The following is a 14,152-nucleotide window of genomic DNA, read 5'->3' on the forward strand; positions in this document are numbered from 1 at the left end:
TATTTTTAGTAGTTGATGAGCATTTTAAGAATATTATTCATTGATATCATAACTATAATAGTTCATTACAGACATCTCTTGAAAACCACAAACTTCGTATAAATTAAGTGCAGTATTGTTTTTACATTCCACATCCAATTCTATCTCATAGATCTCCCTCTCATTTATTAAACCTATAGCTTCCTTTAATGCTGCTTTACCATATCCCTTACCCCTGAAATTAGGCATAATACCAAACCCACTTATGAAAGCTGAGTTATCACTGTAGTTTACCCTAACTTTTCCAATACTAGTATCCTTTACTTCAACCATGTATGTGATTTTATTTAATTCTTCTTCTTCCTCAGGAAAAGATTCATCTTCTACTAAACAGTTAAAAAATACTGCATTTTGTCTTCCAATTTCCTTTCCGTCGGATTTCCCAGCTTTTCTTAAACTAATAGTATTATTATTTTCTAACGTAGTTTTGTTAACCAGCTTCATTCTATACTCTGAAAAATCATATTTACCATAGGTAGCCTTTATAAATTCAACGCCTGAGTTAGAGTTACCATCTGATAGTAGTAATAGTTTATCAAAGCTCCTCCCCTTGCACTCATCTATTGCAAGCTCAAGTAGCTTCTTAAACAACCCATTTCTTCGGAAGTCCGGGTGGGTCATACCATTGATTTCGCCAATATTACTACCTCCGAAACTAGAGATACCAAGGTAAGCTACCAAAACATCCCCAACATAATATAGAAACTCATTTATGTTCTCTAAGCCTATTTTAAAATTTCTACTCCTATTTAACTTATAGTCTAATTCTATCTTAAGTGTTTTTGGCAAGCTAAAAACCATGCACTGCGGAACTTAATTTTTCCAGCACCCTATTCCCATTACTGGGGATTCATGGTTGAGTGTGTTAATCGGTAACTTGGGCCGGTAAAGACTAATAAATGACTGTGATGAACAAGTCTGTCAATAATAGCACTAGTAAGCTTTTCATCGTAAAAAATTCCATTCCATTTACTAAACTCTAAGTTTGTAGTGATAATTACACTTCTTTTTTCATAACATTCAGAGATTACCTGAAATAGTAACTGAGCACCCTCTCTTTCGAAGGGTACGTACCCCCATTCATCACAAATCAACATGTCAATTTTCTCAATCTGACGCATAAAACGTTTCAATTCACCTTTAGCTTTCGCTTCACTCAATTGGTTAACTAATGCTGCTGTTCGAAAGAACTTTACTTTTTTACCTCTAGAACAAGCAGCAACTCCAATGGCAGTGGCCATGTGGCTTTTACCAGTCCCAACAGGGCCATATAATACTAGGTTTTCTAGCTTATCAATAAAACCTCCGGTTTTTAGATCATCAATATCAATTGCTTGAGGAACTTGTATATCTTTAAAAACATAGTCCTCAAAGGTTTTAATAACATCAAATCCAGCTGATTTAAGGTTTCTATTTCTTCTAACTACTTCTCTATTTTCAGCTTCACGTTTTAATATCTGTGCTAAGAAATCCCCAAAATCAGTTGCTTGAATTTCTGCATAGTTTTCGTAAAAACTAGTTCCTAGTCTAAGTTCTTTGCAGTAATGTTTTATTAACACATCCGAGTTCATTGATTTAGTCCTCCTGCAGTCATTAATTTATCATAAACCGTTATGTCAGGAGTGTACTTCTTAAGTTTTGGGATTGTTTCTAATAAACAAATTTCTAGTTCCGGTAAAGGGCCGGCCGTTAATCGACAATATGTAGCCCAAATACTATCAACATCACTTGTTCCACACTTAATACTTTCTTCAAATGCCGCTATTGCAGAATCTATATTTGTATCTGCTGTCATTTTTGTAAATAATTTAAGTACTTGCTTTTTGCTTACATAATCACATTGATTCATATATTCTTTAAGGGTTGTAGGTAGTTGGTTAAAGATCCCTGTGTATTTTAGGGCCGTAGGCCGCTTAGACATAAGTTCTAAATAAGGGATCCAAATCATCGATTCTTTTTCTTCCCCATATAGCCTGCTATGAGTAACTATAAAATTATTATTATAATCTAATACATCAATGTCATAGGCTCCAACTTTAAACATAACTTGCTGTCCTGCCATGTTGGGAGATGTTGAATAAATCCTTCCATCAAACTTCGCTTTACCGTAATTGTCTGCCTTTGCAAATTGATGCAAATACACCTCAAATGGAGCGTCCGGAAGTTTAAAGAACTCTATAATATCTTCTTCAAACAAATCTTTGATAAGCCCATAGCCCTTATAATGCATTCTATTCATGTCCTTATCACATTTTTTAAGAAGTTCCTTATTAAATTCTTTTAGACTTTTAAATTCTGGAACTGGAACTAAGAGATTTCGGCGGTGGTATCCCACTTTTGCTTCGACGGATCCTTTTTCGTTACCACTATTTGGATTGCAAAAATTACTTTGAAAACCATAGTGCATCATAAATCTTATAAATCCGTTAGTTAAATCACGCTTCCCATATTCTTTAACTTTCTTAACGGCTGTAGACATATTGTCAAACCATATAGCTATTGGAACTCCACCGACATGTTCGAATATTGCCTTCATACCTTCTAATAGACATTCTTGATTTTCACTTTTAAAGAGTTGCATATAGCCACCATTGCTATGTGGATAAGATATATTAAGATAATTACCGTCATATGTAATACCATTTTCAATAAACCGAGCTTCTCCAAAATCAACCTGAGCTTCACCTGGTGGATGCTCTAGTGGTAGAAATCCATCGGTCACCATAGCTAATTCTTTTCGTAGCTTTGCAACGAATTTTCTTACGGATCTTTCATGAGCATCAAACTCATTTGGATAGAGTTCTTCCAATCGATCATGTACTCTTTTTGCTGTATGTTGTTGTTTGTGCGGAGCCTTCTTATCTTCAGTGAGCCATTTCAAGACAATATCTCTGTAGGGTGATAATTTGCCCTCCCGCTTTTGTTTTATGGGCATTGGGATATTAAAATCTTCTTTATCAACATACCTTTTCACGGTAGAAAAATCATGCCCAGTAATTTCTGCGATTTTTCTTAAACTTTTTCCTTCAAATTTTCGCAAATGTCTGATACGATATATATGTTCCATTGTTAGCATCTCCTTGTTCTCCTTTTCGGTTTCGTCACTAAAAAGGATAATATATTTTAAGGGTGCTGGCAATGGAATTTTTCCATTTTATGCTTGGTTTTTTAAAGGCCGGTCTGCATTGATTTTAGTATACCAGAAACAATCTTAAGATTAGTTTTGTCCTCTAGGATGCAACTGTCCATAAGTTGACCTATTTCTTTATACTCCTTTTCTGTAATATATTGTTCTAAACGAATATAATGATTTAATACTTTTTTTTACATTTTATAATCTCCTTTTTACATCTAATCCATTTTAACTGATAAGTAAATTATAAGTATAAAATCTAATTTTCTCAATGGAAAAAATAATTATAAATGTTCTTTACTAAATAATTTTTTGAAATATTAAAGACCATCTAAAATTTCATCACAATATATTTTTTTGCACATAAAATAATAGACTAATTGTATAAGCAAAAACACTAATGAAACTGTTATATTAGAATATATAAAATACTTGCGTGCGTTATATACACTGTCCTGGTTAAAGATTATGGTATAAGCAAAAGCTAATATAATACCTATGATAGGACCAATAAAAAAGAGTGGTTTGAGTTCACTTGCTATTTGTTTTCTAATCTCTTGCTCTGTTATTCCTATTTTATACATACTGTTAAATCTCTTTTTATCCTTATCAATATCCGATAATAGCTTTAAAAATAGTACTATAGCTGTGGCTATAAAAAAGAATATGCCTAAAAATCCCGAAGTAAATAATAGTAGTTTAGCTCCTTGCATATTAGCATTATAATAACCAATTTTAGATGTTACCTTTAACATATCTTCATATATATTAAATGGTAAATTGGACGCTCCTGTGGTTTTATTTATTGTGTCTAGCTTGACTTTCAACTCATCAACTATAGCTTTTGTATCCTTCCACTTGCCAAGGTTATATAACTGAATTTTCCCAAGTTCATAACCTCCCTTTTGCTGCTTAATAAAATTATAGTCACTCTCATTTACCACTTTAACTTCTGAATAAGAATAATTAATGCTATTGAATATTCTTTTAAAAACATTCTCTTGATTATCTAATTCATATGTTCCACTATTAAAAACAAGCTTCATATCAAAGCTTTTAAAATCTTTCTTTTCATCTTCACTAATTCCATCTGACTGCTTAAGAAATACGTAATTGCCTTTACTAACCTTCAGATTAGTCTTCTTTAATTTATTTATTTCTTTATCAGTAATTATGATTTCGCCAGCCGGTTGTTGCTGACTAGTTCCATAGTAATATACAAATTCTAATGTTTTATGTTTCGTTATTTCTTCTTTGTTTCTATTCACTATTTCCTCTATTACCTCATTAGATATTACATTTTTATCTTTAATTTCAGCATAAAAAATATCATAAGGATTTGTATATAATGCCTCCTTTTCAGCTGTGATGCAGAGATTAAGCATAAATCCAGTATAAAATATTATTACTGTAACTAAAATTGAGATAATAAATATTATTTTTTTAGTCTGTTTAAATTTGCTGTTTAGACTGGTTATAAGTAATAATTTTTTAAAATAAATACCTCTATGTCTTTTAAAACACTTTATTAAAAATCCTCCTAACTGTGATATAAAAAGATATAGACCTATTAAAATTATTATAGTTGTCTCTAACAGTACCCTCCCGATACCCAAGTTATTAAATTCTTTATATAAATCTATAAATGACCCTATAACTATTGCTAGCCCTAATAATGCGAATATAGGATTACTAAATCTACTACTTTGAATCACTCTATCAGCTTTTAAAAGTTTAATCACTTCAAACCTACTTGTAGCTATTATCGTAGTTACTATATTTGCTAAGTAAATACCGCTAAATATAATTATCGAAAATATAAAGTTATTGAAACCTATAATATAACTTATTCCTTTAACTTCTAATAGTTTTAGTATAATAATAAAAAACAGCCTTGAAAAAACGACTCCTACTAGAAGCCCTAATAATATTGACCCTAAACCAACTATCATACTTTCATAAATAATTATTTTCCTTATATCTCCATTTGTCATACCTAGATGCATAAATACACCAAATTCTTTTTTTCTGCACTTTATAAAGGTTGAATGAGCATAACTTATAAAAAATAGTGAAAATACTCCTAGAGCTACACTTGGAATCATAAGTCCCTGCAATACACCTTTCTCTATTTGAGATGTTGTCCATAGTTTTTCGTTAAAAATTAAAACTGAGTACATAAAAAACATTGCTACAATAAAGCTATTGCATAAATAATAAATTAAGTATTTTTTTATATTTCCTTTAAAATTTTTGATTGCTATATCTTTAAAGGTCATAACTTTCACCGCCAAGTACAGCTAATGAGTTAAAAATACTATCTGAAAATTCTTTTCTTGTTCCTTTTTTAATTATTTCCGAGTGCATTTTTCCATCTTTAATAAATAAAACTCTATTACAATAACTTGCTGCAAAAACATCATGGGTTACTACTAATATGGTCGCCTTAAGCTCTAGATTCATCTTTTTAAAACATTCCATAATACCTTTTGAAGATTTGGAATCTAAATTTCCTGTTGGTTCATCTGCAAAAATTATTGATGGACTATTAGCAAGTGCGCGACTTACAGCTACTCTCTGCTGCTGACCACCAGAAATGTTATACGGATATTTATTAGCTATATTATATATTTCAAAAAGATTCATAAGCTCCTTAACTTTCTTTTCCATTTCGCCAGGTGATTTTTTATCCAAAATCATTGGAAGCATTATATTTTCCTTAAGAGATAAGCTATCTAAAAGGTTAAAGTCTTGAAATACATACCCTATTTCTTTTCTTCTAAATAAGGCCAGTTCATTTTTACTCATTTCACATATATCTTTATCATTTATACTGACTTGCCCTGATGTTAATTTATCAATACCGCAAAGCATATTAAGTAAGGTTGTTTTTCCACTACCTGATGGTCCCATTATGCCTACAAGCTCTCCGCTATCTACGTTAAAAGATATTCCGTTTAATGCTCTTGTTGACTCTTCTTCATTTTCGCCACCATATATCTTTGTTAAATCCCTGGCCTTTAAGATTTCCATTTAATCGACCCCTTTCACATATAATATTAAAGCTAGTAACCACATATAAAAATTTATTAATGTGAAAATAACCTTACATTTTTGAAAGGTATCTAATTGTAACCTCAGTTCCTATCGCAACTTTTGATTCTATACTAATTTCATGACCCAGCATAAGCGATATTTCCCTGGCTATATATAATCCTATTCCAGTTGAATTTCTTGATTTCCTTCCATTTTCTCCTGTAAAGAAAGGCTCAAATATCTTTTTCAAATCATAGCTTGGAATTCCAATTCCTTCATCTGTTATAGTTAATAAAACATTGTTGTCTTTCTTTTTTATATTAAAATATATTTTATTATTTTCTGTTTTTAACGTCTTATATTTTATTGCATTTGTAATCATCTGCTCTATTATTACCATATTCCACTTTGTATCCGTTAGTATAATATTGTCTTTTTCCTCTTTACCCAAGATTGGAAAAACATCATTATTTATAAAAGCACTCCTGTTTTTATTTATAATATTTTTTAACTCATCATATAGATTAACGACTACAAGTTCAAAATCATTACTGAAACTATCGAGTCTTATATAATTTAAAACCTGATTTAGAGAACTATATAGATTATAATTCTCATATTCTATATCCCTTAAAACAACCTCTAAATCTTGATTTTTATATTTGTTTTTTTCTATTATAAGTCCTATAACAGAAATATAATTTTTAAACTTATGTATTGCACCACTTAAAAAATAAATTTTATTTTTATAATCGCATAATTGCTTTTGCTGCTTTTGTGCATACATTAAATTAAGATATTTAATTATTTTTACTACTTCCTTTTGCTCCCTTGTTGATGACTTTAGTCTATGATGTTTATCCTTCTTCATTGCCTCAATACCTTTATTAAATCCAAAATATCTACACCAATCAATAGTTAACAATGCTAAAATAAAAAATATAGTCATTATAAGCGGGTATATAATTTCAACATTTTCACCTACAGTAAAAGTATAAAATATTATTAAGAATACAGAATTTATAACCATGAATAAAATATATATTAGCCTGTCCAAAAAAAAGTTTTTAATTATTTTTTTTATTTTGCGTCACCTCTTTTAGCACACTATCATCAAAAATATATCCCACGCCTCTTTTTGTTTTTATAATATCCTTAATTTCTAGTTCTTTAAATATATTCTTAATTCTCGTAATATTAACAGTTAGAGTGTTTTCATCAATAAATGTATCTTCATCCCAAAGTTCTTGAAAAAATTCTGTTCTCTTAATTATCTTTCCTGAATTTATCAAGAACTTATTAATAATTTTAAATTCGTTTTTGGTAAGCTCTATTGCTCTATCTTTGAAATTAATTGTAAATTTTTTCTCATCTAAATATAATATTTTCCCTTCATTGTATTTACTATCAGAAGCATATTCACCATATGTTCTTCTTAAAACAGACTTAATCTTTGAATGCAATATTTCTAATTTAAATGGTTTAGTAACATAATCATCCGCTCCCAAATCAATAGCTAAAATCTGATCCTTTTCCCCATTTCTAGCTGAGATTATTATGATTGGTATATTAGATTTACCCCTAACCTCCCTACAAATATAATAACCATCAACATAAGGTAAATTAATATCTAGTAATATTAGCTTTGGATTTTCTTTTTTTATTTCTTCTTCTATATTAATAAAATCCTCTATTATATACACACAAAATCCTTTTTCCTCTAAATACTCCTTAACTAATTCGCATAGTTTAAAATCATCCTCTATTATACAAATCTTATCCATATTACCCCCTAATACTTGTTAATCTACTCTTTCACTTTTGAATAAAGTTCAGCCCATGCTGGAAAAAAGCCAGCACTCACAGCAATATTCTGAGATTGAATGTGCGATTCTACAGTGCCATAAAACGGAATTTTCCCTCTTTTCAATATCTCATTTTTTAAAAGAAGAACTAAGTTTGTTCCTATGCCTCTGCTGCGATATTCAGGCAAAACATCAATACCAATTTGCCACATTATTTTGCTATCTGCGCTGGCACCGGCCATACCCATTATGTTATCTCCTTCAAAAGCTGCAACCGCGAGCATATCTGGATAGTTTTCACTAAAAGCAAGAGCTTCCCCAAACCTATTGTCATTCTCAAACTGTAATATATCTTTTTGCTCATACCATTTCACATCAATAATAGGCTCACCTTCTGGAATATTAAAATTAGAAAGATAATAATGATGGACATCCGCAATTTCGTGTCCAAACTCAATTAATTTTTCATCAATTCTACGTAGATTTGGATATTGAAAAAACCATGCACTATCATGCTTAAACAGTTTTTCTTGACACCAAGGCATCATTTGTTGTGATGTGCTTATAATTGTTCTGCCACCAAAACAAACTACTTTAAAAAAACATCCATCACTGTCATATATACGTCTTCCAGTGATAAGCCTATTTTCACATATTGTATTTTCTTTTTTCTCAAAATCAGAGACCCTACAATTATAATCCAGCGATAATTGTTTCTTAGCAATTTCTAAAGCATCAGCTTTTTTACTCATTAATTTCCTCCTATGTTAATATAATAACTTTAGTCAATACTAAAACTCCAAGCAATGTACCTACTACTATCCTATATACTGCAAATACTTTCATTGGTTTCTTCTTTAAATATTCAATGAATTTTTTCATAACTATTAAAGATACTATGAAAGCCACAATAAATCCAGCTAGTAATGCAATCCATAATGTTTGCGTCATAGTAGAATAATCAAATTCAAATAAATCTTTACCTGAAGCACCTATCATAGCTGGAATTGCTATAAAAAATGAAAATTCTGCAGCTATCGGTGTTGATAATCCAGCAATCCATCCACCCATAATTGTAGAAGCACTTCTTGACATTCCTGGCCACATAGCAAGAAGTTGTAATAACCCAATTTTAAATGCTTGTAATGTGGTTATGTTATCTAAATTATTTACTTTATGTTTCCCACTACTAGCTTTCTTTTCTATTATTAAAAGTAATAGTCCACCAACTATAAATCCCACTATAACAGCTTCTGGTGTAAATAATGATTTTATTTTTTTATATAACACTAACCCTGCAATCCCCATTGGAATAGATGCTGTAATAACATTTGCACCAAATTTGAATCCTTTTTTCCCCTCTTTCCCTTTAGTAAATATAAACTTAATAAATTCTATTACACTTTCTTTAATTTTAGCCCAATACAAAACAACAACTGCCATTATTGCCCCAAGTTGAATTACTACTTCAAACATGTTTGCATATTCTCCCTGAAAATCAATCGCCCATCCAATTAATATCATATGTCCTGTAGAAGATATTGGAATAAATTCAGTTACCCCCTCTACTATCGCTATTAATATTGCCTTTAATAAAAATATTATATCAATGATATATCCCCCCTTTAAACCTAATCATTACTTCATATAGTTTATCACAATAATGCACAAGGTACTATCTTCAAAACTTACAGTAATGTTACACTAATGTAAATTTTTATAATTTTGATAACCTAGTTAGAAACGTATAATATAAAATCTCTCCCTTTTATGTAATAAATTTTATTATTTAATCTATATGATTTTCCTTGATAAGTTGAATAATATAGTACATATGGTATAATTTTAACTAAATATATTATTTCAGCTGTCTAAAATAATAATACAAAACAAGGAGGGTTATCTTGCATAAATCTCAAAGTAGCAACCACAGAAAAATACCTCTTTTAGATAAAATAGGTTATGGATCCGGAAACTTCAGCGCAGGTATTTCTAGTCAAGTTATAGGAACTTATTTAGTTTTTTACTGTACTGCCGTTCTCCATATACCTGGTAGTCTAGTTGGTTTAGCTGTAAGCCTAAGTATAATTTGGGATGCCATCACTGACCCTCTAATGGGATATTTTTCAGACATGACTAAATCTAAACTTTTCGGCAGACGCCATCTATATATACTTATAGGAGGCATTGGACTAGGGATATCTAATTATCTTTTATGGAGTATAAGCTTAGGACTATCAAATTATTTAAAGTTTGCTATTATATTCTTTCTAATATTAGTAATCAAAACCTTCAGCACAATCTATGTAACTCCTTATACTGCTCTAGGTGCTGAATTATCTAATGATTATAATGAACGAACTAGCATTCAAAGTATTAAAACTATTTTCTTTCTTCTAGGACTAGCATTTGTATCAGTTTTGGGAATGTTTGTTTTTTTTCGTTCTACTCCAGACTTTCCATCAGGTCAACTAAACCCTAGTTCCTATAATTCTATGGGGATTTTTTCATCAATTCTAATTATTATTTTTGCCCTTGTTTGTTTTTATTCTACAAAAAAATATATTCCTATCCTAAGTAATCAGGCCGAGAAGGAAATTGGCCATGTAAATCTAAAAACTCTTCATTCATCTTTTAAAGAAATTTTTCTTAATAAAAGCTTTAGATATGTGGCTTTTGCATTTATGTTTACAAACATCGCCTCAGCCCTGGTTGCAAATACAGGTTTACATGTGTACACATATACATTTTCCCTAAGTAGTCAGCAGATCGCCCTTATTGTTGGAATACAACTTCTTACTTCAATATTATCTCAACCTATATGGGCCCTAGCATCTAAAAAATTAGATAAGAAACCTTCAATGATTTTAGGAATTATAATTTGCATTATAAGTAGCTTACTTTTTCTTATACTAGTGTTTATGAAGAAACATGTAATGGGGAATGAATTTTACTTCATACCCTTTGCAGTAATTGCAGGCTTTGGTACTGGAGGATTATTTACTCTTCCTTTTTCAATGATTGCAGATGTCATTGATTTAGATGAACTTAATACTGGAAAAAGAGCTGAAGGTAGCTATTACGGCTGTCTAACATTGTTTTATAAACTCTCTCAATCTATAACTTTGCTCTTTATAGGTTTTGTTTTAGATTTAGTTAAATTCGATGCTAGTCTCCCCCTTCAAGCTGAAAACACAGTAATTATACTTGGCCTAATGCTAAGTATAGGCTCTGGGTTAAGCTTTATAGCAGCACTTGTAAGCATTTCAGGATATAATCTTAATAAATTCACCGTAGAGAATATTCAAAAAAAGATTGCCGAAAGATCAAATCCTTAAAATAAAAAAGGGTATAAATTTCTAAAAGAAATTTATACCCTTTTTTCGTATTATTTTTTGATATTTTTAACTCTGTTCGGTTTAGCTTTAGGCCTAATAACAATATCATCCTTTTTATCTTTTCTAGAAATACTACTTGAAGTATTTGTATTAGAAACATTTCTTTTTTTCAAAAAACCTGATAAGTCCATAAACCATAAAAACAAAACAACAGTTATTCCTGGTATTACATATCTAGAAACAAACAATGGCATAGTCGGCCACAACATCATGGGGATAATGAAAAGTAACAAAGCCGCTCCAAGCACTATCCATTTGCCTATTTTTATCTTATTTAATACATAAATTTTTAAAACGTTATATATTACAAGAACAATAATTGCAAATGCAAACATATATAGTATTTGTATGAATATATCCATATTTAATTCCTCCCTTTTCTATAATAAATCTATACTATACATTATCAAACATTTTTTAATATATATCAATACCTTATGCATTATTTTATTAATTTATATTTGTATTACAAAAAAAAATATGATAAAATATCTGTGGGTAGTATTGCTTGCAAACTGCACCTAATTGTTTAACATGTTATTAAGCTACTATAGTAGCTCAATTTACTGAAGTTATTTAGTTTATTTTTTTCTGCTCATATCTTAATGAATGGGACAGTTATATATTTTAATTAACTGAAAAAATTAATCTAGCTAATAGAATAATATGTTTCCTAGTGGTTCTTTAACCCCTAGCATTTTTCTAATAAAAACAATTCGGATGCATTCGCATAGTAACTTCACCTTTATTACGCATTTTATGATAAATAAACTACTTATAATAATCTAAAATATACTTATTTTTCTATATGATCATCATAACGTCATATGTGTCAGCTTAAAAATAAACACTATATTAACCTTAAAAAATTTTTAGGGATTCAGGAGGATTATTAATTGAAAAATACTATTTCAACTTTTATATCTGCTAAAAAATCAGGTGAAAAATTAACAATGCTTACGGCTTACGATTATTCTATGGCTAAGATTATTGATGAATGTGGAGTTAATGGTATTTTAGTAGGTGATTCATTAGGCATGGTTTGCCTTGGGTACAAAGACACCTTAAGCGTGACTATGGATGATATGTTACATCATACTAAAGCTGTTGTTCGGGGCACAAAAAATGCACTAGTAGTTGGGGATATGCCTTTTATGTCTTATCAAACATCAATATATGATGCTGTAAAAAATGCGGGTCGCTTTATTCAAGAGGCTGGAGCTACGGCAATTAAACTCGAAGGTGGTTCAATTGTTTGCCCTCAAATTAGAGCTATAGTGGATGCTCAAATCCCTGTAATGGCGCATATTGGGCTAACTCCTCAATCTGTTAATATTATGGGAGGCTTTAAAGTCCAAGGCAAAAATAGTATTGATGCAAGAAAGCTAATTGATGATGCTAAAAAAATAGAGGCTGCAGGTGCTTTTGCTATTGTACTCGAATGTATACCTTCAAAACTTGCTGATATTATATCAAAGGAGATATCCATACCAACTATTGGTATAGGTGCTGGAGTTGGTTGTGATGGACAAATTTTAGTATATCAAGATATGCTTAATATGTTTTCCGATTTTAAACCTAAGTTTGTAAAATCTTTTGCAAATGTTGGTGATTTAATGAGAGATGGATTTAAATCATATATTAAAGAGGTTAATGAAGGAACATTTCCTAGTCAAGAGCACTGTTTTAAAATAGATAATGAAGTTATAAATAAATTATATTAAGAATTATAAATTTACATATGAAAGGAAGTGTAGTAGGTTTTAATAACATGTATTTGATACAAGTTATTACGCCTCTAGAAAATGAATACTGTAAAAACTATTGAAGAAGCTCGCCACCAGGTTAAAGTTTGGAAAAAAGAAGGTTACAGCATTGCATTAGTCCCTACTATGGGGAGTTTACACGATGGCCATGAAAGCCTAATAAAACGTGCTGCAAAAGAAAATGAAAAAGTTGTTGTAAGTATATTTGTAAATCCTATACAGTTTGGACCAAATGAAGATTTAGCTTCTTATCCAAGAAATCTAACAAAAGATAAACTCCTATGTGAGAGCGCTGGGGCAAATTTAATATTTGCTCCAGAAGCTAGCGAAATGTATCAAAAGGAGGTTCCCACAAATGTAAGTGTTCAGGAACTCGCTGTTGGTCTATGTGGCGCCAAAAGACCTGGTCATTTCGATGGAGTTTGCACTGTAGTTTCAAAACTCTTTAATATTATTCCGGCTGACAAAGCTTATTTTGGAGAGAAAGACGCTCAGCAATTAGCTATAATTAAAAGGATGGTTAGGGACTTAAATTTCGATATAGAAATTATTGGTTGCCCTATTGTACGTGAGGAAGATGGACTTGCCAAAAGCTCACGTAATGTCTATCTATCATCAAAAGAAAGAGAAGCTGCTTTAATACTAAACAAGAGCTTAACTAAAGCTAGACAGGCTCTATCAGATGGCGAAAAATCTACTGAAACTTTAAAAAAAATTATAATACAACAACTTAAAACTGAAACTTTGGCTAAAATAGATTATATAGATGTAGTAGATGCTGCGTCTCTTACCGCTATAGAATTTGTAAGGAAACCAATTCTTGTCGCCATAGCAGTATATATCGGCAAAACAAGATTAATAGACAATTTTATATATGAATCTTAGAGTATCAATGAAATAGATGATGAAACAAATTTTTTTTAAAATAATGTAATAATTTTTTAATAATTGTAAACAATAATATCAAGACTTTAT

At 30.4% G+C, this 14,152-nt stretch carries 13 protein-coding genes; 3 read left to right on the top strand and 10 right to left on the bottom strand.

The window, feature by feature from the left end; translation table 11 throughout:
- Window positions 1-33 precede the first annotated feature (33 nt).
- The 9 genes from KPL55_RS04695 to KPL55_RS04735 form a co-directional block, all read right to left on the bottom strand.
- On the bottom strand, window positions 34-840 hold the full coding sequence (locus tag KPL55_RS04695) for a GNAT family N-acetyltransferase (protein ID WP_216305557.1): 807 nt from the start codon (window positions 838-840) through the stop codon (window positions 34-36).
- A gap of 38 nt (window positions 841-878) precedes the next feature.
- The gene (gene istB, locus KPL55_RS04700; protein ID WP_216305558.1) at window positions 879-1,610 is read right to left on the bottom strand and encodes an IS21-like element helper ATPase IstB; all 732 of its coding nucleotides are present in this window, start codon (window positions 1,608-1,610) and stop codon (window positions 879-881) included.
- Window positions 1,607-3,115 (bottom strand): IS21 family transposase, encoded by a 1,509-nt coding sequence (gene istA, locus KPL55_RS04705; RefSeq protein WP_216305559.1) that lies wholly within the window; start codon window positions 3,113-3,115, stop codon window positions 1,607-1,609. Before istA ends, istB begins: the two co-directional genes overlap by 4 nt.
- Before the next feature lie 377 nt (window positions 3,116-3,492).
- Window positions 3,493-5,451, bottom strand: a complete 1,959-nt coding sequence (locus tag KPL55_RS04710) for an FtsX-like permease family protein (RefSeq protein WP_216305560.1) — start codon at window positions 5,449-5,451, stop codon at window positions 3,493-3,495.
- Window positions 5,441-6,205: an ABC transporter ATP-binding protein gene (locus KPL55_RS04715; RefSeq protein ID WP_216305561.1), complete on the bottom strand. Its 765-nt coding sequence runs from the start codon at window positions 6,203-6,205 to the stop codon at window positions 5,441-5,443. The genes KPL55_RS04710 and KPL55_RS04715 overlap by 11 nt, the downstream gene beginning before the upstream one ends.
- A gap of 73 nt (window positions 6,206-6,278) precedes the next feature.
- The gene (locus KPL55_RS04720) at window positions 6,279-7,157 is read right to left on the bottom strand and encodes a sensor histidine kinase (RefSeq protein ID WP_216305562.1); all 879 of its coding nucleotides are present in this window, start codon (window positions 7,155-7,157) and stop codon (window positions 6,279-6,281) included.
- Window positions 7,158-7,275: 118 nt separating this feature from the next.
- Window positions 7,276-7,992 (bottom strand): response regulator transcription factor, encoded by a 717-nt coding sequence (locus KPL55_RS04725; RefSeq protein WP_216305563.1) that lies wholly within the window; start codon window positions 7,990-7,992, stop codon window positions 7,276-7,278.
- A 23-nt stretch (window positions 7,993-8,015) separates the two neighbouring features.
- Entirely contained in the window at window positions 8,016-8,765 is a 750-nt protein-coding gene (locus tag KPL55_RS04730) for a GNAT family N-acetyltransferase (protein ID WP_216305564.1), read from the bottom strand.
- Between the two features lie 10 nt (window positions 8,766-8,775).
- Window positions 8,776-9,624: an undecaprenyl-diphosphate phosphatase gene (locus KPL55_RS04735; RefSeq protein ID WP_216305666.1), complete on the bottom strand. Its 849-nt coding sequence runs from the start codon at window positions 9,622-9,624 to the stop codon at window positions 8,776-8,778.
- 293 nt (window positions 9,625-9,917) lie between these two features.
- Here KPL55_RS04735 and KPL55_RS04740 point away from each other — a divergent pair, with 293 nt between their 5' ends.
- Entirely contained in the window at window positions 9,918-11,351 is a 1,434-nt protein-coding gene (locus KPL55_RS04740) for an MFS transporter (RefSeq protein ID WP_216305565.1), read from the top strand.
- Between the two features lie 50 nt (window positions 11,352-11,401).
- On the opposite strand, the gene KPL55_RS04745 is transcribed toward KPL55_RS04740, so the two are convergent.
- Window positions 11,402-11,773, bottom strand: coding sequence for a hypothetical protein (locus tag KPL55_RS04745; RefSeq protein ID WP_216305566.1), 372 nt, complete (start codon window positions 11,771-11,773; stop codon window positions 11,402-11,404).
- A gap of 534 nt (window positions 11,774-12,307) precedes the next feature.
- On the opposite strand from KPL55_RS04745, the gene panB reads away from it, so the two are divergent.
- Complete coding sequence (panB, locus tag KPL55_RS04750; protein WP_216305567.1) at window positions 12,308-13,135, top strand: 3-methyl-2-oxobutanoate hydroxymethyltransferase; 828 nt, start codon at window positions 12,308-12,310, stop codon at window positions 13,133-13,135.
- A gap of 81 nt (window positions 13,136-13,216) precedes the next feature.
- Window positions 13,217-14,062 carry a pantoate--beta-alanine ligase gene (gene panC, locus KPL55_RS04755; RefSeq protein ID WP_216305568.1) on the top strand — a complete coding sequence of 282 codons (846 nt, stop codon included), beginning with the start codon at window positions 13,217-13,219 and terminating at the stop codon, window positions 14,060-14,062.
- The last annotated feature ends 90 nt before the right edge of the window (window positions 14,063-14,152 follow it).

This window comes from Clostridium lacusfryxellense, assembly GCF_018861735.1.
Classification (GTDB): domain Bacteria; phylum Bacillota; class Clostridia; order Clostridiales; family Clostridiaceae; genus Clostridium_AD; species Clostridium_AD lacusfryxellense.